Origin of the sequence: Enterobacter sp. 237C8, from assembly GCF_034106865.1 — a bacterium.
GTDB classification, from domain to species: Bacteria; Pseudomonadota; Gammaproteobacteria; order Enterobacterales; family Enterobacteriaceae; genus Enterobacter; species Enterobacter asburiae_B.
On sequence record NZ_JAWNDF010000005.1, the window covers coordinates 104,989 to 127,790 of the forward strand.

Consider the following 22,802-nt stretch of genomic DNA (forward strand, 5'->3'; position numbering starts at 1 on the left):
GAACGGTTATGGACCAAAAACGTCTTACACACCTGCGGCAGCTCGAAGCGGAGAGTATCCATATTATCCGCGAAGTGGCCGCCGAGTTTTCTAACCCGGTGATGATGTACTCCATCGGTAAAGATTCCAGCGTCATGCTGCATCTGGCGCGTAAAGCGTTTTATCCGGGCACGCTGCCGTTCCCGCTGCTGCACGTGGATACCGGCTGGAAATTCCGCGAAATGTACGAGTTCCGCGACCGTACCGCGAAAGCCTACGGCTGCGAGCTGCTGGTGCATAAAAACCCGGAAGGGGTGGCGATGGGCATTAACCCGTTCGTGCACGGCAGCGCCAAGCACACCGATATCATGAAAACCGAAGGGCTTAAGCAGGCGCTGAACAAATACGGTTTTGACGCGGCCTTCGGCGGCGCGCGCCGTGACGAGGAGAAATCCCGCGCCAAAGAGCGTATCTACTCCTTCCGCGACCGCTTCCACCGCTGGGATCCGAAAAACCAGCGTCCGGAGCTGTGGCACAACTACAACGGCCAGATCAACAAAGGCGAAAGCATTCGCGTCTTCCCGCTCTCCAACTGGACCGAGCTGGATATCTGGCAGTACATCTATCTGGAAAACATCGAAATCGTTCCGCTGTATCTGGCCGCCGAGCGCCCGGTGCTGGAGCGCGACGGCATGCTGATGATGATCGACGACGATCGCATCGACCTGCAGCCGGGCGAAGTGATCAAACAACAGATGGTGCGCTTCCGTACCCTCGGCTGCTGGCCGCTGACCGGGGCGGTGGAATCCAGCGCGCAGACGCTGCCGGAGATCATCGAAGAGATGCTGGTGTCCACCACCAGCGAGCGACAGGGGCGCGTGATTGACCGCGACCAGGCAGGCTCCATGGAGCTGAAGAAACGTCAGGGTTATTTCTAAGGAGCCGCCATGAACACCACTATTGCTCAACAAATTGCCAACGAAGGCGGCGTGGAAGCGTATCTGCACGCGCAACAACACAAAAGCCTGCTGCGTTTTCTGACCTGCGGCAGCGTGGATGACGGGAAAAGTACCCTGATTGGCCGCCTGCTGCACGATACGCGCCAGATTTACGAAGATCAGCTCTCTTCCCTGCATAACGACAGTAAGCGTCACGGCACCCAGGGTGAAAAACTCGACCTGGCGCTGCTGGTGGACGGCCTGCAGGCCGAGCGCGAGCAGGGCATCACCATCGATGTGGCCTACCGCTACTTCTCTACCGAGAAGCGCAAATTTATTATCGCCGATACCCCGGGGCACGAGCAGTACACCCGCAACATGGCGACCGGCGCGTCTACCTGCGACCTGGCGATCCTGCTGATGGACGCGCGAAAAGGCGTGCTGGATCAGACCCGTCGTCACAGCTTTATTTCGACGCTGCTGGGGATCAAACACCTGGTGGTGGCGGTCAACAAGATGGATCTGGTCAACTTCAGCGAAGAGAAGTTCGAGGAGATCCGCCAGAGCTACCTGACCTTTGCCGAACAGCTGCCGGGCAACCTGGATATTCGCTTTGTACCGCTTTCGGCGCTGGAAGGGGATAACGTCGCCTCCCAGAGCGCGAACATGCCGTGGTACAGCGGTCCGACGCTGCTGGAAGTGCTGGAAACCGTTGAAATTCAGCGCGTGGTCGATACCCAGCCGATGCGCTTCCCGGTGCAGTACGTGAACCGTCCAAACCTCGATTTCCGCGGCTTCTCAGGTACCCTCGCATCAGGCTCCGTGAAGGTAGGTCAGCGCGTCAAGGTGCTGCCATCCGGCGTGGAATCGACTATCGCCCGCATCGTCACCTTCGACGGTGACCTGCAGGAAGCGGGCGCCGGTGAAGCCGTAACGCTGGTGCTGAAAGACGAAATTGATATCAGCCGGGGCGACCTGCTGGTTGACGCGCAGGAAACGCTGGCGGCAGTGCAGGGGGCTTCCGTGGACGTGGTGTGGATGGCCGAACAGCCGCTGACCGCTGGCCAGAGCTATGACATCAAAATTGCCGGCAAGAAAACCCGCGCCCGCGTGGACGGTATTCAGTTCCAGGTGGATATCAACAACCTGACCCAGCGTGACGTCACCGAGCTGCCGCTGAACGGCATTGGTCTGGTCGATCTGACCTTCGACGAACCGCTGGTGCTGGATCCGTATCAGCAGAATCCGGTCACGGGAGGTCTTATCTTTATCGACAGGCTGACCAACGTTACCGTCGGAGCCGGTATGGTGCGCGAACCGATTAAACAGGCTGCCGCGACGTCTGAATTCAGCGTCTTCGAGCTGGAACTGAACGCGCTGGTGCGTAAACACTTCCCGCACTGGGGTGCACGCGATCTGCTGGGAGGCAAGTAATGGCCGCCCATGATGAGAACGTCGTCTGGCATCCTCATCCGGTCACCGTCGCCCAGCGCGAACAGCTCCACGGTCATCGTGGGGTTGTGCTGTGGTTTACCGGGCTGTCCGGCTCGGGCAAATCGACGGTGGCCGGCGCGCTGGAAGAGGCGTTGCATCAGCAGGGCGTAAGCACGTACCTGCTGGATGGCGACAACGTGCGTCACGGCCTGTGCAGCGATTTAGGGTTTAGCGACGATGACCGCAAAGAGAACATCCGCCGGGTGGGCGAAGTCGCCAGCCTGATGGCTGACGCCGGGCTGGTGGTGCTGACCGCGTTTATCTCTCCGCACCGCGCCGAGCGCCAGATGGTGCGCGAACGCGTGGGCCAGGATCGCTTTATCGAGGTGTTTGTCGATACGCCGCTGGAGATTTGCGAAGCGCGCGACCCGAAAGGGCTTTACAAGAAAGCGCGTGCCGGAGAACTGCGCAACTTCACCGGAATTGACGCGGTATACGAAGCGCCTGAATCGCCTGAAATTCACCTGGAAGGTCAACAATTGGTAACAAATTTAGTAAGCCAATTATTAGACCTGCTCAGACGGGACGATATTATCAGATCCTGAGGCGGTATCGTTCGGGAGCTGTCTTCCCGAACGATCAGTCACGGTCACAGGATTAGCTATGCGCAACAGTGAACATTACATCACCACCACCGGGTCGGAGCCGCTAGCGACCGACGACGAAACGACCTGGTCATTTCCTGGGGCCATCATTGGCTTCGTCTCATGGCTGCTGGCGCTTGGCATTCCGTTTCTCATCTACGGCGGCAACACGCTGTTCTTCTTTCTCTACACCTGGCCTTTCTTTCTGGCGCTGATGCCCGTGGCGGTTGTCGTCGGCATTGCGCTGCACTCGCTGCTCAACGGTAAGCTCCTGTACAGCACCGTGGTCACGATTGTGACGGTGGTTCTCATGTTTGGTCTGTTATTTTTGTGGCTCATGGGCTAACTTCAGCCATAATTCAAACCGTAACCAACTGTGTAACGATATTGAGCAGGACGATTCTGCGGAAAAAATGTGGTACATTTGCCCGCGATGTTGCGGCATCTCTGTTACCCCGGCGTAGTGCTCTGGGGAAGTCTTGGGATGATGATGCCGTTTTTCAGGGGGCAGGATGGGTAAACTAACGCTGCTGTTGCTGGCTTTGCTAATCTGGCTGCAATATTCGCTGTGGTTCGGTAAGAACGGACTGCACGACTATAGCCGGGTGAGCGATGACGTCGCGGCTCAGCAGGCAACAAACGCCAAACTTAAGGCGCGAAACGATCAACTCTTTGCTGAAATTGATGACCTCAATGGCGGGCAAGAGGCGATTGAGGAACGCGCACGCAATGAACTCAGTATGACTAAGCCGGGCGAAACCTTTTATCGTCTGGTTCCGGATGCGTCTAAACGCAATCAGGGCTCAGCACAAAACAATCGATAATCAGGCCCAGGATTACGACATGGCAGTAACTTTTTCGGACGTATGCGCCGTGGTGCCGGCCGCAGGTTTTGGCCGGCGCATGCAGACAGAATGTCCCAAGCAGTACCTCTCTATTGGCGATAAAACGATCCTCGAGCACGCCGTGGCGGCGCTGCTGGCGCACCCGCGGGTGACGCGTGTGATCATCGCTATCAGCCCTGGCGATGCGCGCTTCGCGCAGCTGCCGCTGGCAAATCATCCAAACATTACCGTCGTTGACGGTGGCGCCGAGCGCGCCGATTCCGTGCTGGCGGGCATTCAGGCCGCCGGAAACGCGTCGTGGGTGCTGGTACATGACGCAGCGCGTCCGTGCCTGCATCAGGACGATCTTGCGCGTCTGCTGGCGCTGAGCGAAACAAGCAAGGTCGGTGGGATTCTGGCCGCACCGGTGCGCGACACCATGAAGCGCGCCGAGCCGGGCAAACAGGCTATCGCCCACACCGTCGATCGCGTCGATTTATGGCACGCGCTGACGCCACAATTTTTCCCCCGCGAATTACTCCACGACTGCCTAACGCGAGCGCTTAAAGAAGGTGCGACCATCACGGACGAAGCCTCCGCGCTGGAGTATTGCGGTTTCCACCCTGAGCTTGTTGAAGGACGCGCTGATAATATTAAAGTGACGCGTCCGGAAGATTTACAGCTTGCGGAATTTTATCTTACCCGTTCGACCCATCAGGAGAAGGCATAATGCGAATTGGACACGGTTTTGATGTACACGCCTTTGGCGGAGAAGGCCCAATTATCATTGGCGGCGTGCGCATTCCTTATGAAAAAGGACTGCTGGCGCATTCTGATGGCGACGTGGCACTGCATGCGCTGACCGACGCGCTGTTGGGCGCTGCCGCGCTGGGCGATATCGGCAAGCTGTTCCCGGACACCGACCCGGCATTTAAAGGCGCGGACAGCCGCGAACTGCTGCGCGAAGCATGGCGCCGCATCCAGGCGAAAGGCTACACCCTCGGTAACGTCGACGTGACGATTATTGCCCAGGCCCCGAAAATGCTGCCGCATATTCCGCAGATGCGCGTGTTTATTGCAGAAGATCTGGGCTGCCATATGGACGACGTGAACGTTAAAGCGACGACGACCGAGAAGCTGGGCTTTACCGGGCGTGGCGAAGGAATTGCCTGTGAAGCCGTGGCGCTGCTGCTGAAGGCGAGCAAATGACAGACTTCGACAACCTGACATACCTGCACGGTAAACCGCAGGGGAACGGGGTGCTGAAAGCCAGCCCGGAAGATTTCCTCGTGGTGGAGGATCTGGGCTTTGAGCCGGATGGCGAAGGCGAACATATCCTGGTGCGTATTCTGAAAAATGGCTGCAATACCCGCTTTGTGGCCGACGCGCTGGCAAAATTCCTCAAAATTCATGCCCGCGAAGTGAGCTTTGCCGGACAGAAAGATAAACACGCCGTCACGGAACAGTGGCTCTGCGCGCGCGTTCCCGGCAATACGATGCCTGATTTAAGCAAATTTGAGCTTGAAGGCTGTAAGGTACTGGAATTCGCCCGCCACAAGCGCAAACTGCGTCTGGGGGCGCTGAAGGGAAACGACTTTACGCTGGTGCTGCGTGAAGTGTCTCACCGCGAAGACGTTGAAAAACGTCTGAACGCGATCAGTGAACGCGGTGTACCGAACTACTTTGGCGCGCAGCGCTTTGGCATTGGCGGCAGCAACCTGCAGGGTGCGCTGCGCTGGGCGCAAAGCGATGCCCCGGTGCGCGACAGGAATAAACGCAGTTTTTGGTTGTCGGCGGCCCGCAGCGCGTTGTTTAATCAGATTGTGAGCGAAAGGCTGAAAAAACCGGACGCGAATCAAGTTGTTGTTGGCGATGCGCTACAATTAGCGGGACGCGGAAGCTGGTTTGTGGCAACGGCCGAAGAAATGGCCGATGTGCAGTCGCGCGTGGACGCAAAAGCGCTGATGATTACCGCCGCGCTGCCCGGTACGGGCGACTGGGGAACGCAGGGCGACGCGCTGGCTGCCGAGCAGCTAGCCGTAGCGGATGCGCCAGAATTGCAATCCTTGCTGGTGCGGGAAAAAGTCGAAGCGGCACGCCGCGCGATGCTGCTCTATCCGCAGCAGTTAAGCTGGAACTGGTGGGATGACGTGACCGTCGAGTTACGCTTCTGGCTACCGGCAGGTAGCTTTGCCACCAGTGTTGTCAGGGAACTTATCAACACCTCGGGTGATTATGCGAATATTGCTGAGTAACGATGACGGGATCCACGCGCCAGGCATTCAGACCCTGGCGAAACACCTCCGCGAATTCGCGGACGTGCAGGTCGTGGCGCCCGATCGTAACCGCAGTGGAGCGTCTAACTCTCTGACGCTGGAGTCGTCGCTTCGCACCTTTACCTATGAAAATGGCGATATTGCCGTGCAGATGGGCACGCCAACCGACTGCGTTTTTCTGGGCGTGAACGCGCTGATGCGGCCGCGTCCGGATATCGTTGTTTCCGGCATTAACGCCGGTCCTAACCTCGGCGATGACGTGATTTACTCCGGCACCGTGGCGGCCGCAATGGAAGGGCGCCATCTGGGGTTCCCGGCGCTGGCGGTCTCGTTAAACGGCCACACGCACTACGACACCGCCGCCGCGGTGACCTGTTCGATCCTGCGGGCGCTCGGCCGCGAGCCGTTGCGTACCGGGCGCATCCTCAACATCAACGTGCCGGATCTTCCTCTCGATGAAATTAAAGGCATTCGCGTCACCCGTTGCGGAAGCCGACATCCTGCCGATCAGGTGATCCCGCAGCAGGATCCTCGCGGCAACACGCTTTACTGGATTGGCCCTCCCGGCGATAAGTGCGATGCGGGTCCGGATACCGACTTTGCCGCCGTGGATGAAGGCTATGTTTCGGTTACCCCGCTGCACGTAGATTTAACCGCGTATAGCGCGCATGATGTGGTGTCGGGCTGGCTGGATCGCGCAGGAGTGAACGCGCAATGGTAAACAAACGTGTACAAACTCTTCTGGAACAACTCCGCGCGCAGGGGATCCGCGACGAGCACGTGCTTGAAGCGCTTGCTCAGGTTCCGCGTGAGAAATTTGTAGACGAGGCGTTTGAACACAAAGCGTGGGAAAACGTGGCGCTGCCCATCGGACAGGGCCAGACGATTTCGCAGCCTTACATGGTGGCGCGCATGACGGAGCTGCTGGAGCTGACGCCTGACTCCCGCGTGCTGGAGATTGGCACCGGGTCGGGGTATCAAACCGCGATCCTGGCGCATCTGGTTCATCATGTATGCTCCGTTGAACGGATTAAAGGTTTACAGTGGCAGGCGCGTCGTCGCCTGAAACAACTTGATTTACATAATGTTTCGACACGACACGGTGATGGATGGCAGGGTTGGAAGGCGCGCGCGCCGTTTGACGCGATCATCGTGACGGCGGCCCCGCCTGAAATTCCTGCGGCCCTGTTGTCGCAGCTGGATGAGGGGGGCATTCTTGTTCTGCCCGTCGGGGACGAGCAGCAGCTTTTGAAGCGCGTTCGTCGGCGCGGCGGCGAGTTTATTATCGACACCGTGGAAGCCGTGCGCTTTGTGCCTCTGGTAAAGGGGGAGTTGGCCTGAGACTCGGAATTATCCAGGGTTATTAAGGCAAATTCAGCGTATGGTGTGGCGCGAAAGATTCGTGCCATCACGGTAAATTTTAAGTCACTGGTAGTTAACACATTCCTGGGGGATAAATGAGCGCGGGAAGCCCTAAATTCACCATCAGCCGTGTTGCGGCATTATCACTGGTTTCGCTCTGGCTGGCAGGCTGTACAAGTTCTAATAACGCGCCTGCGCCCGTCAGTTCTGTCGGCGGAAACAGCGGCTCGGGTAACACGTCCGGCGGAATGTTGATCACTCCTCCGCCTAAAATGGGTACCTCTACGGCGCAACAAAATCCGCCAATCCAGCCGGTTCAGCGTCCAATGACGCAGCCGACGCAGATTCAGCCAGTGGAACAGCCTGTTCAGACCCAGAATGGCCGCATAGTCTATAACCGTCAGTATGGGAACATTCCGAAAGGCAGCTATACCGGTGGCAGCACCTATACCGTGAAACGCGGGGATACGCTGTTCTACATTGCGTGGATTACCGGGAACGATTTCCGTGACCTCGCGCAGCGCAATAACGTCCAGGCCCCATACGGTCTGGAAGTCGGGCAAACGCTCCAGGTTGGCAACGCGACGGGCACGCCGCTTACGCCTGGCAACACCGTTTCAGCGGCCGATGTGACGGCTCAAAATAACAGCGTTAAGCCTGCACAAAAATCCACCACGGTGGTTGCTTCACAACCTGTAATTACGTATTCTGAGGATTCAGGTGATCAGACTGCTAACAAAATGTTGCCGAATAATAAAGGTACTGCGACTGTTGTCACAGCACCGGTGACGGCACCTGTGGTTAGCTCTACTGAACCGACTGCCAGCAGTATGACCTCCAGTTCGCCAATCTCTGCATGGCGCTGGCCAACTGACGGCAAGGTTATCGAGAACTTCTCTTCCTCCGAGGGGGGAAATAAAGGGATCGATATCGCAGGGAGTAAAGGACAGGCTATCATCGCGACCGCAGACGGGCGCGTTGTGTATGCCGGTAACGCTCTGCGCGGTTACGGTAATCTTATTATCATCAAACATAACGATGATTACCTGAGTGCCTACGCCCATAACGACACAATGCTGGTCCGGGAACAACAAGAAGTTAAGGCGGGGCAAAAAATCGCTACCATGGGTAGCACCGGAACCAGTTCTACACGCTTGCATTTTGAAATTCGTTACAAGGGGAAATCCGTAAACCCGCTGCAGTATTTGCCGCAGCGATAATTTGACGGGGCATGCCAGCCAGGGTGTCTCGTTCAGGGATCACGGGTAGGAGCCACCTTATGAGTCAGAATACGCTGAAAGTTCATGATTTAAATGAAGACGCGGAATTTGATGAGAACGGAGTAGAGGCTTTTGACGAAAAAGCCTTAGTAGAAGAGGAACCCAGTGATAACGATTTGGCTGAAGAAGAGCTGTTATCGCAGGGTGCCACACAGCGTGTACTGGACGCGACTCAGCTTTACCTTGGGGAGATTGGTTACTCCCCACTGCTAACGGCCGAAGAAGAAGTCTATTTCGCACGTCGTGCTTTGCGTGGTGATGTCGCCTCGCGTCGTCGCATGATTGAAAGTAACCTGCGACTGGTCGTGAAAATTGCCCGCCGTTACGGCAATCGTGGTCTGGCTCTGCTGGATCTGATTGAAGAGGGCAACTTAGGTCTCATCCGCGCAGTTGAGAAGTTTGACCCGGAACGCGGGTTCCGTTTCTCAACCTACGCGACCTGGTGGATTCGTCAGACCATCGAACGGGCTATTATGAACCAGACCCGTACGATCCGCCTGCCGATTCACATCGTCAAAGAGTTGAACGTTTATCTGCGCACCGCGCGCGAGTTGTCCCATAAACTGGACCACGAGCCAAGCGCAGAAGAAATTGCCGAACAACTCGATAAACCGGTTGATGACGTAAGCCGTATGCTGCGTCTCAACGAGCGCATTACCTCCGTGGACACCCCGCTGGGTGGCGACTCCGAAAAAGCGCTGCTGGACATCCTGGCCGATGAAAAAGACAACGGTCCGGAAGACACCACGCAGGACGATGACATGAAGCAGAGCATCGTCAAATGGCTGTTCGAACTGAACGCCAAACAGCGTGAAGTGCTGGCACGTCGTTTCGGTTTACTGGGGTATGAAGCTGCGACACTGGAAGACGTCGGCCGCGAAATTGGCCTGACCCGTGAACGTGTTCGTCAGATTCAGGTTGAAGGTCTGCGCCGCCTGCGTGAAATCCTGCAGGGGCAAGGTCTGAACATCGAAGCGCTGTTCCGCGAATAAGCAACCTTTCGTCAAAAAAGGCCCGTCGTGAGACGGGCCTTTTTCTTTTGTATTACGACTGTGCCGCCGTTTCGTGCAGCAGACGCCACGTTATTTTGTCGCCTTCCTGACTGAGCACTGCGGTCGACCAGCGCACGTTGACGGGCAGGTCCGGCCGGGTTTGCGTCTCCCGGTAGTGCAGCACCGCGCCACGATCCCAACGCTCGATCGTGGATAATTCGTCAATGACGATCTTCAGTCCGGGACGGCTTCCGCGCTGTTTTTCCAGAAAACTGATCAGACCGGCATAGTCGATATGAGCGCCGCCCGGCGGGATCATCAGAAAATCTGGACGGAAGCGGGCGAGCAGGGCGTCGGAATCACCTTCACCTTTGCCTAACCAGTCTTCGAGCGCAATGTGGAGGTCGATAATGTCGTGTTCGAAAGGCGTCATGAATTCTCCTGTCGCAGCTGGGTGAGCACCTGCGTATTGTTAAGACGAAAAACGTACGGTACAGGCAGCAAGGTCATGCCTGCGGCAAAAATAAACATCCCGTGCCATGCGGCGAGCGGTGTCAGCCAGGTCTGCGCCAGGCTCAGCGCCTGCGCCAGCAGCAGGGCACCGGCAAAAAAGCTCAGCTGCCGATTAAGATTCCACAGCGCGCTGGCATCCGGCATCTCTTCCCGGCGCGTCGTCAGAAAAGCGCTGCTCTGAGCCGTACTGCTGCACAGGCTTCCCCCCGCGCCCATTAAGGTAAACGCAACGGCAGGCAGCAGCGTAGCCGAACTGACGTTAATCAAAAGCAGAATACCCGTAGCCTGCAGCAGGCAGCCGATGACGATCAGCGGTCGGGGGCCGATACGGTTAAAATAGCGTCCCGTTGCCGTGATGGCGATAAAGGATGCCACGGACCACGGCAGCATGAGCATCCCCGTTGCGGCTGGGCTCATGTTCGCCACATGCTGAAGATAAAACATGCCCGTGACGTTCACCCCAATAAACATGCCGGGTACGCAGATATAGACAAGCATGGAAAAACGCAAAAGCGGGTCCGCGAGCAACGACAGGTTTAGCAGTCTGGCCGCTTTCATCGCGGGCATTTCGTGTTTAAGCCACAGGCAGGCCAAAACAAAGGTCACGATAGCGACCGGTAGCGTGGCGAAAAATATCCATCGCCAGCTGAGCGTCTGCACCAGCAGTCCTCCGATAGCAGGAGAGCAGGCCGGGGCAAGCAACGCCACCAGCATCACCGCCGAGGAGAGTCGGGCCCGCTCGTGAGGCCTGAACTGTTGCCAGGTCAGCGCCTGTCCGACCGGGATCAGTAAGCCTCCTCCTACGCCCTGAAGCACTCGCCAGGCGATCAGGCTTTCAAGCGTTGCAGACAGGCCCGCCGCAGCGGAGGCTGCGCTGAACAGAAAAAGCGAGAGCAGGATGACTCGCTTTGGCCCGATGCAGCGCGTGAGCACGCTGCTGAACGGGATCACCAGCGTCAGGCCGGCAATGTACCCGTTACTGACCCAGGCAAGGGCTGAAGGCGTGGTGTTAAAGGCGTGAGCCATTGCCGGGAAGGCGACGCTGGCAATGAACATGTTGATCAAATCAAGAAAAAAGCCCAGCAGGTAAACAACGGCGACTTTGCTGCGATACGTCATGGTGGATCCTCCGGTGAGGTGGCGTATCGTATCGATCCGGGAAGAACGGATAAACCTGGCAAAGCGCGATATACTGTCAAAAATATTTTGACAGTAAAGGGCGTGATGATGATTAACCTGCAGCGAGCGCAGATGTTTGTCGCGGTGGCCGATACCGGCAGTTTCACTGCCGCAGCCGAGGCAATGGGGCTGACAAAAGCCGTGGTCAGCTTCAATATTCGCCAGCTTGAAGATGAGCTGGGCGTTACGCTGCTGCTGCGCTCCACCCGCCGCCTGACGTTAACCGAGGCGGGCGCGCTCTTTCATCAGCGCAGCGTGGCGCTTCTGAAGGATGCGGAACGGCTGCAGGATGATGTCCGCGCGAATCATGCGGGGCTCACTGGCGAACTGCGGATCACGACGACGCCCGAGTATGGTTCACAGGTGGTGGTGCCGTTGCTGGCCAGGTTTAGCCAGCAGCACCCGGCTCTTCGCGTGCGGCACGTTTCGTCCTCCCTGCACGCCGACCTTATCTCGGAGCGCTTTGACGTAGCTATCCGGCTGGGAACGCTTGCCGATTCGCGCAACCACGCCGCGCTGATTTCGCACTTCTCGATTCTCCCCGTCGCGACGCCCGGGTGGCTCGTTAACCATCCGATCGAAACGCTTGCGCAGCTGGCCCACGCGGACTGGATTATTCACGAGCGCCTGGCCTCGCCGCTGCGCTGGCAGGTGAAGGATGCCAGCGGTGCGCCTGAAACGCTGGAGATAAAAAAAGCGCCGCGCCTGTTTGCCGACAGCGCGCAGGCTCTTATGGCCTTTGCACTTGCTGGCGGAGGCGTGGCGTTACTGCCGGAATGGCTGGCGCGCGATGCGCTTGATGCGGGAAAACTGGTCCCGGTTTTACCGGGATATACCTTTGCGCAGCAGGGCATCTATGCGGTTTATCCCGATGCCCGGCACGTGACGGCGAAGGTGCGCACGTTTATCGATTTTATGCGCACCAGCGTGAATTAATCGTGCATCATCTTTTTGATGAGCGCAGAGAACTGCTCGCGCTCGGCCTTGTTAAGACGTCCTAAAAACGCCTCATCCACCTCGTTGCCAACCGGTTTGCAGCCCGCAAGCAGGGCTTCACCTTCTGGCGTCAGAAAGACAAACCGGCGGCGCTTGTCAGCCGGATCGTGCTCGCGTTTGACCAGACCGCGCGCCTCCATGCGGCTGAGCATCTCCGCCAGGGTCGCTTTCGTGCTGACCGCCACTTCGGTCAACGCCACCTGTTCAATACCCGGATGCTCGGCAATGGAGCGCATCACCGCATACTGTGGCTTGGTCAGTTCCGGTAAGGCATGTTGCCACTGCGCGGTATGCTGTTGAAAAAGCTGACGTAACAGGTGGAACGCCTCTTGTCTTAGTTCCATGAACACTCCGACGGAAAAAATCTCTCCCCTATGATAGCCGCTATTGCTCTCAATTTTAACGCGGCATCTTTTAGCCATTCGTGTGATCGTATGCGAACGATCTTGTCAGGTAAACGATCCTGGAGTAGCTTATTTATAATGTTCGTACACGAACAAAATATTGAGGTGATGAATGAGATTGATAGTGGGAATGACGGGGGCAACGGGTGCACCGCTGGGCGTGGCGCTGCTGCAGGCGCTGCGGGAAATGCCGGAGGTGGAGACGCATCTGGTGATGTCTAAGTGGGCAAAAACCACCATTGAGCTGGAAACGCCCTACACCGCGCAGGACGTTGCTGCCCTGGCTGACGTTGTCCACAGTCCGGCTGACCAGGCCGCCACCATCTCCTCCGGCTCGTTTCGTACCGACGGCATGATCGTCATTCCCTGCAGCATGAAAACGCTCGCGGGGATCCGCGCGGGCTACGCCGAAGGGCTGGTGGGACGCGCGGCTGACGTGGTGCTGAAAGAGGGGCGCAAGCTGGTGCTGGTTCCGCGTGAAACGCCGCTCAGCACCATTCATCTTGAGAACATGCTTGCACTTTCCCGCATGGGCGTGGCGATGGTGCCGCCCATGCCTGCCTATTACAACCACCCACAAACCGCAGATGACATTACCCAGCACATCGTGACCCGCGTGCTCGATCAGTTCGGGCTGGAGCATAAAAAGGCGCGCCGCTGGAACGGGCTGCGGGAGGCGAAACATTTTTCACAGGAGAATAAAGATGGCATTTGATGATTTGAGAAGCTTCCTGCAGGCGCTCGATGAGCAAGGGCAGCTGCTGAAAATTGAGGAAGAGGTTAACGCCGAGCCCGATCTGGCGGCGGCAGCCAACGCGACCGGCCGCATTGGCGACGGCGCGCCCGCGCTGTGGTTCGAGAACATTCGTGGCTTTACCGATGCCCGCGTGGTGATGAACAACATCGGCTCCTGGCAGAACCACGCCATTTCGATGGGGCTGCCTGCGAACACTCCGGTAAAAAAACAGATCGACGAATTTATCCGCCGCTGGGATAAATTCCCCGTCACGCCGGAGCGTCGCGCCAACCCGGCCTGGGCGCAGAATACGGTGGACGGTGAAGACATTAACCTGTTCGATATCCTGCCGCTGTTTCGTCTGAACGACGGTGACGGCGGTTTTTATCTCGATAAAGCGTGCGTTGTCTCGCGCGATCCGCTCGACCCGGACAACTTCGGCAAGCAGAACGTCGGGATCTACCGCATGGAAGTGAAGGGCAAGCGCAAGCTCGGCCTCCAGCCGGTTCCGATGCACGATATCGCCCTGCATCTGCACAAGGCGGAAGAGCGCGGTGGAGACCTGCCGATTGCGATTACGCTGGGCAACGACCCGATCATCACCCTGATGGGCGCCACGCCGCTGAAATACGATCAGTCCGAGTATGAAATGGCCGGCGCGCTGCGTGAAAGCCCGTACCCGATTGCCACCGCGCCGCTGACCGGCTTCGATGTGCCCTGGGGTTCTGAAGTGATCCTGGAAGGGGTGATTGAAGGCCGCAAGCGTGAAATCGAGGGGCCATTCGGCGAGTTTACCGGACACTATTCCGGTGGCCGTAACATGACGGTGGTCCGTATCGACAAAGTCTCTTACCGCACCAGGCCGATTTTCGAATCCCTTTACCTCGGCATGCCGTGGACCGAGATTGACTACCTGATGGGACCGGCCACCTGCGTGCCGCTCTACCAGCAGCTGAAAGCGGAATTCCCGGAAGTGCAGGCGGTGAACGCGATGTACACCCACGGTCTGCTGGCGATTATCTCCACCAAAAAACGCTACGGCGGTTTTGCCCGCGCGGTGGGTTTACGCGCCATGACCACGCCGCACGGTCTGGGCTACGTGAAGATGGTAATTATGGTGGATGAGGATGTCGATCCGTTCAACCTTCCGCAGGTGATGTGGGCGCTGTCGTCGAAAGTGAACCCGGCAGGGGATCTGGTGCAGCTGCCGAACATGTCGGTCCTTGAACTCGATCCTGGCTCCAGCCCGGCGGGCATTACCGACAAACTGATTATCGATGCCACCACGCCTGTCGCGCCGGACACCCGGGGTCACTACAGCCAGCCGGTACAGGATCTGCCTGAAACTAAAGCCTGGGCTGAAAAACTGACCGCGATGCTGGCAGCACGCCAATAAGGAGGAAAAGATGATTTGTCCACGTTGTGCCGATGAGCATATTGAAGTGATGGCGACGTCGCCGGTAAAAGGGGTCTGGACCGTTTACCAGTGCCAGCATTGTTTGTATACCTGGCGTAATACTGAACCGCTGCGCCGTACCAGCCGCGAGCATTACCCGGAAGCGTTCCGCATGACGCAGAAGGATATTGACGAGGCGCCGCAGGTGCCGACGATCCCGCCGCTGCTGTAAAAAAAAGCCCGGTGGCGCTGCGCTTACCGGGCGATAACATCGTGCGGTCTTTTGCCCGGTGGCGCTGCGCTTACCGGGCCTACGGTTTTGTAGGTCGGGTAAGGCGAAGCCGCCACCCGACAAAACAGACCGCAGAAAACTAAACCAGACTCTTCAACCTGTAAATCCACTCCAGCGCCTGACGCGGCGTCAGTGAATCCGGGTCGAGGTTCTCCAGCGCTTCCACCGCAGGCGACGTCTCTTCCGCAGGCACCAACAGCGACATCTGCGTACCATCAATCTGCGTCGCCGCCGCATTCGGTGACAGGCTTTCCAGTTCACGCAGTTTCTGACGCGCGCGCTTGATCACCTCTTTCGGCACACCAGCCAGCGCCGCGACGGCCAGGCCATAGCTCTTGCTCGCCGCGCCATCCTGCACCGTGTGCATGAAGGCAATGGTATCGCCGTGCTCCAGCGCATCCAGATGAACGTTCGCAACCCCTTCCATTTTCTCCGGCAGTTGCGTCAGTTCGAAATAGTGGGTGGCAAACAGCGTCATGGCCTTGATTTTATTCGCAAGGCTTTCCGCACAGGCCCATGCCAGCGACAGACCGTCATAGGTTGACGTTCCGCGCCCGACCTCGTCCATCAGCACCAGGCTGTGCTCCGTCGCGTTATGCAGAATGTTTGCCGTTTCGGTCATCTCGACCATGAAGGTTGAACGACCGCTCGCCAGATCGTCCGCTGCCCCGACGCGGGTAAAGATACGGTCGATGGGGCCAATCTCCACATTTTGCGCCGGGACGTAGCTGCCGATATACGCGAGCAGCGCAATCAGCGCCGTCTGACGCATATAGGTACTCTTACCGCCCATGTTCGGACCGGTAATGATCAACATTCTTCTCTGCGGTGACAGGCTCAGCGGGTTGGCGATGAACGGTTCGTTCAGCACCTGTTCTACCACCGGGTGACGGCCTTCGGTGATGCGAATGCCGGGCTTGTCGGTAAAGGTTGGGCAGGTGTAGTTCAGCGTTTCAGCGCGTTCTGCCAGATTGACCAGCACGTCCAGCTCCGCCAGCGCGCTGGCGCTCTGCTGCAGGTCGCCCAGGTGCGGCATTAGCATGTCGAACAGCTCGTCATACAGCTGTTTTTCCAGGGCCAGCGCCTTGCCTTTCGAGGTGAGGACTTTGTCTTCGTACTCTTTCAGTTCAGGAATGATGTAGCGTTCGGCGTTTTTCAATGTCTGGCGACGCACGTAGTGGATCGGCGCCAGGTGGCTCTGACCGCGGCTAATCTGAATGTAGTAACCGTGTACCGCGTTATACCCCACTTTCAGGGTGTCGAGCCCAAGACGTTCGCGCTCGCGGATTTCCAGCTTATCGAGGTAGTCCGTCGCACCGTCGGCCAGTGCGCGCCATTCGTCCAGCTCCTCGTTGTAGCCCGGGGCAATCACGCCGCCATCACGCACCAGAACCGGAGGCGCATCGATAATAGCGCGCTCCAGCATTTCGCGAAGCTCGGTAAATTCGCCCATGGTTTCGCGGAGTTTCTGTACCGGCGCGCTGTCAACGTCACTCAGCTGCGCGCGCAGTTCCGGCAGCTGCTGGAAAGCATGACGCATCCGCGCGAGATCGCGTGGTCGTGCTGTTCGAAGTGCCAGACGCGCAAGGATACGCTCCAGATCGCCCACCTGGCGCAGAACCGGCTGCAGTTCGGTATAGCGATCCTGCAGCGCGGCAATCGTCTGCTGACGGCAAACCAGCGTCTCGGTATCGCGGATCGGCATATGCAGCCAGCGTTTCAGCATGCGGCTGCCCATTGGCGTTACCGTACTGTCGAGGACCGACGCGAGCGTATTTTCTACGCCACCCGCCAGGTTCTGCGTGATCTCCAGGTTACGGCGCGTGGCGGCATCCATGATGATGCTGTCCTGCTGGCGCTCCATGGTGATAGAGCGGATATGCGGCAGTGCGGTGCGCTGGGTATCTTTCACGTACTGCAGGAGACAACCGGCCGCACATAGCCCGCGCGGGGCGTTTTCAACGCCAAAGCCAATCAGATCGCGGGTGCCAAACTGCAGATTCAGCTGCTGGCGCGCGGTATCAATTTCGAATTCCCACAGCGGACGACGGCGCAACCCGCGACGACCTTCAATCAGCGCCATTTCGGCGAAATCTTCGGCATAGAGCAATTCTGCCGGGTTGGTGCGCTGCAGTTCGGCGGCCATCGTTTCACGGTCAGCCGGTTCACTCAGACGAAAACGTCCGGAGCTAATATCCAGCGTCGCGTAGCCAAACCCTTTACCGTCCTGCCACAGCGCTGCCAGCAGGTTATCCTGGCGCTCCTGCAACAGGGCTTCATCACTGATGGTGCCGGGCGTAACGATGCGCACGACTTTGCGTTCCACCGGGCCTTTTGAGGTCGCCGGATCGCCGATCTGTTCGCAGATGGCAACGGACTCGCCCTGATTCACCAGCTTCGCCAGGTAGTTTTCTACCGCGTGGTGCGGGATACCTGCCATAGGAATGGGCTCGCCTGCCGATGCGCCACGTTTGGTCAGCGAGATGTCGAGCAGCTGCGATGCACGCTTAGCATCGTCATAAAACAGCTCGTAAAAATCGCCCATACGGTAAAACAGCAGGATTTCCGGATGCTGTGCTTTCAGCTTCAGATACTGCTGCATCATCGGCGTATGTGCGTCGAAATTGTCGATTGTGCTCATGGAGTTATGATGTCCATTTCTTTGAAAATAAACCGTTTTGATGGGCTCAATGGCCGTTTGTTCCTTCTATTGTCGCATGAAAAAAAGGTCCGGCGCAGAAAAATGTCGTGGCTTTACGAGGCATCTTCCGCCATTAATTCGATGACAATTTTTCCATGCTCCACGCCCACCCTGACTCGGGAATGGGTCGTAAACCCCGCCTTTTCAAGCCAGTCACCTTTTAAGCTCAGCGCCGCATGTACGCTGTAGCGCTTCGGTATCTTTGTATTGCGGTCTTCATGGCGCTTTCTAAAATATCCCACTTTCAAATGGCGATAGGGTTTGCCGATCGTGAGCTCTTGCATAGGGTCTCCAGACAACACGGACAAAGGTCATTTCTGATGCTGTATAAAATACCAGTGATTGTTCGCCGGTGCAGGGCTAAAACTGGAATCAGCCTTCAGGAAACGAAATGCAACCGCTGAAATCCAGTGTTGAAAGGTGTATTATCGATGCACTTTATTATTCGGTAATCCGCTATGTCCGGTAAACGCATCTCACGAGAAAAAGAGACCATCGCGAAAATGATCGCGTTGTATGAAAAGCAGTGTCCACAGGCCTCTCAGGAGGAAGGGTATTATCAGGCGCTCAATGCGTATGCCGATAAGCGCCTGGATAAATGCGTTTTCGGTGAGGAAAAGCCGGCCTGCAAGCAGTGCCCCGTACACTGTTACCAGCCTGCCAGACGTGAAGAGATGAAGCAGGTTATGCGCTGGGCAGGCCCGCGTATGTTATGGCGTCATCCCATTCTGACCGTTCGCCATCTGATGGATGACCGCCGTCCCGTGCCGGAACTGCCGGAGAAGTACGGTCCGAAAAAGTGATCGGTTCAGCGTCTCAGCGGACGGCAAATCACCTTCAGGGCCAGCGCGCTGCAGAGCGGGAAGAGGGCCAGCAGCAGCCAGGGATACATCGCCTGCGTTGAGGGCACCAGCGCGCGGTCCAGCAGGCTGCCAAACACCAGGTTTCCTGCCAGTACCGCTATGCCTCCGGCGGTGGCGAGTGCGCCGTAGTGCGCGCCAAGCGTGGATTCCTCCGCAAACCGAGGGATCAGATCTTTAGCCGAGGGCACCAGCAGCATTTGCCCCAGCGTCAACAGCGTCACAAAACAGACAGAAGGCAGTAAGCGCAGCCAGCCTTCCGGCGGCGTCATCGGGGCAAACGTCGCCACGCTCGCAAAGGCGGCTGAAAGGAGCAAAAATCCCACCGGCAAAATTCTCACCGCGCCCACGCGACGGGCGAAGCGCGCCAGCGGCAGCTGTAAGGTGATGATCAGAACGGAGGCCAGCATAAAAAGCGGGCCGAGATCTTTCTCGTTACCGCCAGAACGCTGGATCTCCACCGGCAGCGCCAGATAAAGCTGGTTATAGCTTAACAGCCACGAGCTGTAGGCAATGATAAAGGCGACAAAGCGCGGCTGACGGAACGTTGTCCACCAGGGCTGTATTTTCAGCGTCTGTGAACGGTGGCCAGCAGCAGGCAGGCAAAAGTAGAGCACCACTAGCGCAATGATAAAGACGCCAGCTCCCGCCAGCGCCACCTGACGAAAGCCGAGGCCGGTGAGCAGGGCGCCAGCAACCGGGCCCAGTACCGCGCCGAGCTCTCCGCAGACGGCAAAGAGCGCAAACCACTCCGCGCGGCTGCGTTTGCCTTTTGCCTCACTGTGAGTGCCCGCTTTTGCCAGCAGTGCCTCAATCGAGGGGGAGAATAACGCGCCGCCAACGCCCGTCAGACACGCGCCCAGAATAATCGGCCACAGGGATTCCCCGAAGGCCAGCAGCAGATAGCCTGAAACACGAACAATACAGCCGCTCAGGATAATCACTTTCGCGCCAAACCGGTCCGAGAGCGCACCGCCAACGATAAACATCCCCTGTTGCGAGAAGGTACGCAGGCCCAGGATCAGCCCGATCAGTCCGCCGGAGAGCAGCATGTCGTCGCGCAGGAATATCGCCAGGAAGGGAACGACGGCGTAAAAGCCAATGTTGAAAACAAACTGGCTACCCAGTAAGACGGGCGGCCAGAGCGTGGCGGCAGGGCGAAGGGGCATCGTCGTTCACTCGCCCCTAAACGATAAAGTGGATGTGTTTTTTGCCATGGAACGGCGAGGTCTCGATTTTGGTTTTCACCCGGAAGACATCCCACAGCAGCGACTCGGATAAGATATCCTGCGGTGTCCCCGTCGCCACAATTTGTCCTTTCTGCATCACAATCAGCGAGTCGCAGAACATCGAGGCGTGGTTGAGATCGTGGATAGCGACAATGCTGGTGACCGGTAATTCGCTGATCAGCTGCATCAGCTGCATCTGATGATGAATGTCCAGGTGGTTGGTCGGTTCGTCCAGCAGGATTTCCGTTGGGGTCTGAGCCAGCGCGCGGGCAATATGCACCCGCTGGCGCTCTCCGCCGGAGAGGCTCAGCCAGCCCTGGCCGCTTTTATCCAGCATATCCACGCGCTGCAGGGCGGCGGTGACGGTTTCGTCATCGTGGTTGCTCCAGTTGGAAAAAGCGGAGTGGTGCGGAATACGCCCGAGTTTCACCACGTCCCGCACGCGCATGTTGGCGTCCGTCATGCCGTGCTGCTCGACGAAGGCGACCCGGCGCGCCAGCTGCTTTTTGGCGATGCGGGAGATGTCCTGGCCGTCCAGCGTCACACAGCCAGCATCCGGGCGGCGCAGACCTGCCAGAATGCGCAGAAGCGATGATTTACCGCAGCCGTTAGGGCCAAGCAGCCCTACCGTTTCGCCCCGTGACACCTTCAGCGAGACGTCGTTAACGATGACCTTTTTGCCGACCTTCCAGGTAATATTTTCAGCGCAGATACTCATCACTTATTCCTTGAACGGTAGATAATCACGGCAAAGAAAGGCACGCCAACCAGCGCGGTGACCACGCCGACGGGCAGGCTTTGCGGCGCAATCAGCATGCGCGAGGCAATGTCTGCCAGCACCATCAGGATCGCCCCTGCCAGCGCGCTGGCAATCAGCAGCGTGCGGTGCAGCGGCCCGAACAGGAAACGCATCACGTGCGGGACCACCAGCCCGACAAAGCCGATTGAGCCCGCCATGCTGACAATCGTCGCGGTAATCAGCGCGGTAGTGGTAAAGAGCGTCAGGCGCACCCACGGGACAGCAATACCTAAAGAGGCGGCAGCGTCATCACCGAACGTAAAGGCATCCAGCGCCCGGGAATAGTAGAGGCAAACGGCTAATCCAGTCAGCACCACCACCAGCGCCAGCTGGAATTCCGGCCAGCGAACGCCGCTGAAGCTGCCCAGCAGCCAGAACATCACGTCGCGCGCCTGCTGGGCGCTGGCGGAGGTGCTGATGGTGTAGGCAGTAATGGCGTTGAACAGCTGTGAGGCGGCAACGCCAGCCAGAATGGTACGTTCATTTCCCCCGCGCGCGCCGTTCGTCAGAAACGCGACAAACGCAAAGGCGGCGAACGCCCCGGCAAAGGCCCCGGCAGACAACGACACCGCACCCGTGCCAATCCCCAAAACGACGACCGACACCGCCCCGGTTGAGGCACCTGCCGACACGCCGAGCACGTAAGGTTCCGCCAGGGCGTTCTTCAGCAGGCTCTGCAATACGGCACCGCAGATGGCCAGCCCCGCGCCGCAGCAGGCCGCCACCAGCGCGCGGCTCAGGCGAAAGTCCCAGATCACGCTCTCATAGATGCGGGTGAGCGGAACCTCGGTGAGCCCCATTTTATTGCTGATGGCGTAAAACACCTTATCCAGCGGGATGGACAACTCGCCGACGCTGACGCTCAGCGCGATCGTCAGAGATAACAGTACCAGGGCGAGCAAACCCGAGGTCGTCAGAACCAGGCTCTGCCGGGCCTGAAGAACAGCGGTTGTCATCAGTTCAGCCCCAGCTTTCTGAGCTGTTCGCCGACCTGCTCAGCTCCGTAAATCGTGCGGATCGTCGGGTTCATCGCCTGGCCGTCCATCATCACGATATGGCCTTTTTTCACCGCGTCCAGCTGGCTGACCGCCGGATCGCTCTTCAGGAATTTGATTTTTTCTTCCGCGTTATCCAGCGCCCAGCGGTTGCGGTCCAGGCTGGACACCACAATGACATCCGGATTGGCGGCAATAATGCTTTCCCAGCCTACGGTTGGCCATTCGGTCTCGGACGTAATGGCGTTATGGCCGCCCATCAGGCTGGCGATAAACCCTGAGGGGCTATTTTTACCGCCGACGTAGGCGTCTGCAGAAGGGGATGAACTGGAGAACCAGAAGACAAACGAAAGGTCTTTTTTACTCTTGCCGAATTCCTTACGCAGGTCGGCCTCGCGGTTTTTGAAATCGGCAATAACGGCCTGACCGCGGTCTTCAACGTTAAAGATTTTGGCGAAATCCTCAATCTCTTTATAGAGATACGTCATATCCCACAGCTTCTGGCGGCTGCCGTACATATCGCCGGTGGCTTTTTTGGTCGCGCACATGCCCGGCGACACGTAGCTGTTCACGCCCAGTGTCATCAGGTCTTCGCGTTTTGCGACCTTACTTTCAGGCCCCAGCAGCAGCGGGGACTGCGCCGGGACAAAGTCAGGATTTTGCGCAAGAACGGATTCAAGGGTCGGGATTTCGACCGTCAGGGTTTTGATTTTTGCGTTCTGTTCCGCCAGCTGCGGCAGCACTTTGGTCGGCCAGAAGGCGCTGGCCTTCACCTTATCTTCCAGGCCCAGCAGGAGCAAAATTTCGACGGTGTTCTGGCCCAGGGCCACGACGCGTTCCGGTGCTTTGGTGAACGTCTCTTTGTAGCCACAGTTTTCAATCGTCAGGGGATAGGTGGTTGCCAGAGCAGAACCGACCGACGCAATCGCCAGGCCTAACGCGCAGATGACCTTTTTCATGAAACGCTACCCTT

Annotated in this window: 26 protein-coding genes; 17 read left to right on the forward strand and 9 right to left on the reverse strand. The window is 57.9% G+C overall.

The features are described from left to right. Positions 1-8 precede the first annotated feature (8 nt). The 12 genes from cysD to rpoS all read left to right on the forward strand — a co-directional run bounded on the left by cysD (position 9) and on the right by rpoS (position 9,729). Positions 9-917, forward strand: a complete 909-nt coding sequence (cysD, locus tag USF70_RS15525; RefSeq protein WP_010434549.1) for a sulfate adenylyltransferase subunit CysD — start codon at positions 9-11, stop codon at positions 915-917. Positions 918-926: 9 nt separating this feature from the next. Beyond that, positions 927-2,351 (forward strand): sulfate adenylyltransferase subunit CysN, encoded by a 1,425-nt coding sequence (cysN, locus tag USF70_RS15530; protein WP_240608873.1) that lies wholly within the window; start codon positions 927-929, stop codon positions 2,349-2,351. Next, positions 2,351-2,956 (forward strand): adenylyl-sulfate kinase, encoded by a 606-nt coding sequence (cysC, locus tag USF70_RS15535; protein ID WP_010434543.1) that lies wholly within the window; start codon positions 2,351-2,353, stop codon positions 2,954-2,956. Before cysN ends, cysC begins: the two co-directional genes overlap by 1 nt. A 58-nt stretch (positions 2,957-3,014) precedes the next feature. Further along, positions 3,015-3,341 carry a DUF3561 family protein gene (locus USF70_RS15540; RefSeq protein WP_008499610.1) on the forward strand — a complete coding sequence of 109 codons (327 nt, stop codon included), beginning with the start codon at positions 3,015-3,017 and terminating at the stop codon, positions 3,339-3,341. 166 nt (positions 3,342-3,507) lie between these two features. Then, complete coding sequence (gene ftsB / locus USF70_RS15545) at positions 3,508-3,819, forward strand: cell division protein FtsB (protein ID WP_008499609.1); 312 nt, start codon at positions 3,508-3,510, stop codon at positions 3,817-3,819. Between the two features lie 19 nt (positions 3,820-3,838). Continuing rightward, positions 3,839-4,549 carry a 2-C-methyl-D-erythritol 4-phosphate cytidylyltransferase gene (ispD, locus tag USF70_RS15550; RefSeq protein WP_058841070.1) on the forward strand — a complete coding sequence of 237 codons (711 nt, stop codon included), beginning with the start codon at positions 3,839-3,841 and terminating at the stop codon, positions 4,547-4,549. Continuing rightward, positions 4,549-5,028: a 2-C-methyl-D-erythritol 2,4-cyclodiphosphate synthase gene (ispF, locus tag USF70_RS15555; RefSeq protein WP_029741541.1), complete on the forward strand. Its 480-nt coding sequence runs from the start codon at positions 4,549-4,551 to the stop codon at positions 5,026-5,028. Before ispD ends, ispF begins: the two co-directional genes overlap by 1 nt. Continuing rightward, on the forward strand, positions 5,025-6,074 hold the full coding sequence (gene truD, locus USF70_RS15560) for a tRNA pseudouridine(13) synthase TruD (RefSeq protein ID WP_033146407.1): 1,050 nt from the start codon (positions 5,025-5,027) through the stop codon (positions 6,072-6,074). Before ispF ends, truD begins: the two co-directional genes overlap by 4 nt. Continuing rightward, positions 6,055-6,816, forward strand: a complete 762-nt coding sequence (surE, locus tag USF70_RS15565; protein ID WP_223561400.1) for a 5'/3'-nucleotidase SurE — start codon at positions 6,055-6,057, stop codon at positions 6,814-6,816. Before truD ends, surE begins: the two co-directional genes overlap by 20 nt. Beyond that, entirely contained in the window at positions 6,810-7,436 is a 627-nt protein-coding gene (locus USF70_RS15570; RefSeq protein WP_023333224.1) for a protein-L-isoaspartate(D-aspartate) O-methyltransferase, read from the forward strand. The genes surE and USF70_RS15570 overlap by 7 nt, the downstream gene beginning before the upstream one ends. Before the next feature lie 116 nt (positions 7,437-7,552). Next, the gene (nlpD, locus tag USF70_RS15575; RefSeq protein WP_033146405.1) at positions 7,553-8,677 is read left to right on the forward strand and encodes a murein hydrolase activator NlpD; all 1,125 of its coding nucleotides are present in this window, start codon (positions 7,553-7,555) and stop codon (positions 8,675-8,677) included. A 59-nt stretch (positions 8,678-8,736) separates the two neighbouring features. Continuing rightward, complete coding sequence (rpoS, locus tag USF70_RS15580; protein ID WP_008499600.1) at positions 8,737-9,729, forward strand: RNA polymerase sigma factor RpoS; 993 nt, start codon at positions 8,737-8,739, stop codon at positions 9,727-9,729. A 52-nt stretch (positions 9,730-9,781) separates the two neighbouring features. Here rpoS and USF70_RS15585 read toward each other — a convergent pair whose 3' ends face one another. Both USF70_RS15585 and USF70_RS15590 read right to left on the reverse strand, forming a co-directional pair. Next, entirely contained in the window at positions 9,782-10,162 is a 381-nt protein-coding gene (locus tag USF70_RS15585; RefSeq protein WP_320735772.1) for a DUF4440 domain-containing protein, read from the reverse strand. Further along, positions 10,159-11,361 (reverse strand): MFS transporter, encoded by a 1,203-nt coding sequence (locus USF70_RS15590; protein WP_320735773.1) that lies wholly within the window; start codon positions 11,359-11,361, stop codon positions 10,159-10,161. The genes USF70_RS15585 and USF70_RS15590 overlap by 4 nt, the downstream gene beginning before the upstream one ends. Positions 11,362-11,469: 108 nt before the next feature. On the opposite strand from USF70_RS15590, the gene USF70_RS15595 reads away from it, so the two are divergent. Next, complete coding sequence (locus USF70_RS15595) at positions 11,470-12,357, forward strand: LysR family transcriptional regulator (RefSeq protein ID WP_320735808.1); 888 nt, start codon at positions 11,470-11,472, stop codon at positions 12,355-12,357. On the opposite strand, the gene USF70_RS15600 is transcribed toward USF70_RS15595, so the two are convergent. Beyond that, a complete protein-coding gene (locus tag USF70_RS15600) occupies positions 12,354-12,761 on the reverse strand; it encodes a MarR family winged helix-turn-helix transcriptional regulator (protein ID WP_023308984.1) in 408 nt (135 codons plus the stop codon). The genes USF70_RS15595 and USF70_RS15600 overlap by 4 nt on opposite strands. Positions 12,762-12,933: 172 nt before the next feature. Between USF70_RS15600 and USF70_RS15605 the strand changes: the two genes are divergently transcribed. From USF70_RS15605 to USF70_RS15615, 3 genes are read left to right on the forward strand one after another with little or no spacing between them, the layout of a single operon-like run. Continuing rightward, complete coding sequence (locus tag USF70_RS15605) at positions 12,934-13,536, forward strand: non-oxidative hydroxyarylic acid decarboxylases subunit B (RefSeq protein WP_008499595.1); 603 nt, start codon at positions 12,934-12,936, stop codon at positions 13,534-13,536. Continuing rightward, complete coding sequence (locus USF70_RS15610) at positions 13,526-14,953, forward strand: non-oxidative hydroxyarylic acid decarboxylases subunit C (protein ID WP_320735774.1); 1,428 nt, start codon at positions 13,526-13,528, stop codon at positions 14,951-14,953. The genes USF70_RS15605 and USF70_RS15610 overlap by 11 nt, the downstream gene beginning before the upstream one ends. A gap of 10 nt (positions 14,954-14,963) precedes the next feature. After that, positions 14,964-15,185, forward strand: coding sequence for a non-oxidative hydroxyarylic acid decarboxylases subunit D (locus tag USF70_RS15615; RefSeq protein WP_033146398.1), 222 nt, complete (start codon positions 14,964-14,966; stop codon positions 15,183-15,185). Positions 15,186-15,324: 139 nt separating this feature from the next. Here the strand turns inward: USF70_RS15615 and mutS are convergent, their stop codons facing one another. Next, a complete protein-coding gene (mutS, locus tag USF70_RS15620; protein ID WP_232938791.1) occupies positions 15,325-17,886 on the reverse strand; it encodes a DNA mismatch repair protein MutS in 2,562 nt (853 codons plus the stop codon). Between the two features lie 113 nt (positions 17,887-17,999). Continuing rightward, entirely contained in the window at positions 18,000-18,230 is a 231-nt protein-coding gene (locus USF70_RS15625; RefSeq protein WP_023333217.1) for a SymE family type I addiction module toxin, read from the reverse strand. 174 nt (positions 18,231-18,404) lie between these two features. Between USF70_RS15625 and USF70_RS15630 the strand changes: the two genes are divergently transcribed. After that, positions 18,405-18,749, forward strand: a complete 345-nt coding sequence (locus tag USF70_RS15630; protein WP_033146396.1) for a nitrous oxide-stimulated promoter family protein — start codon at positions 18,405-18,407, stop codon at positions 18,747-18,749. A 5-nt stretch (positions 18,750-18,754) separates the two neighbouring features. On the opposite strand, the gene USF70_RS15635 is transcribed toward USF70_RS15630, so the two are convergent. From USF70_RS15635 to USF70_RS15650, 4 genes are read right to left on the reverse strand one after another with little or no spacing between them, the layout of a single operon-like run. Continuing rightward, positions 18,755-19,975 carry an MDR family MFS transporter gene (locus tag USF70_RS15635; protein ID WP_033146395.1) on the reverse strand — a complete coding sequence of 407 codons (1,221 nt, stop codon included), beginning with the start codon at positions 19,973-19,975 and terminating at the stop codon, positions 18,755-18,757. A 16-nt stretch (positions 19,976-19,991) separates the two neighbouring features. Beyond that, entirely contained in the window at positions 19,992-20,753 is a 762-nt protein-coding gene (locus USF70_RS15640; RefSeq protein WP_033146394.1) for an ABC transporter ATP-binding protein, read from the reverse strand. Then, positions 20,753-21,790 (reverse strand): FecCD family ABC transporter permease, encoded by a 1,038-nt coding sequence (locus tag USF70_RS15645; RefSeq protein ID WP_033146393.1) that lies wholly within the window; start codon positions 21,788-21,790, stop codon positions 20,753-20,755. Before USF70_RS15645 ends, USF70_RS15640 begins: the two co-directional genes overlap by 1 nt. Next, complete coding sequence (locus USF70_RS15650) at positions 21,790-22,788, reverse strand: ABC transporter substrate-binding protein (protein ID WP_221703032.1); 999 nt, start codon at positions 22,786-22,788, stop codon at positions 21,790-21,792. The genes USF70_RS15645 and USF70_RS15650 overlap by 1 nt, the downstream gene beginning before the upstream one ends. Positions 22,789-22,802: the final 14 nt, after the last annotated feature.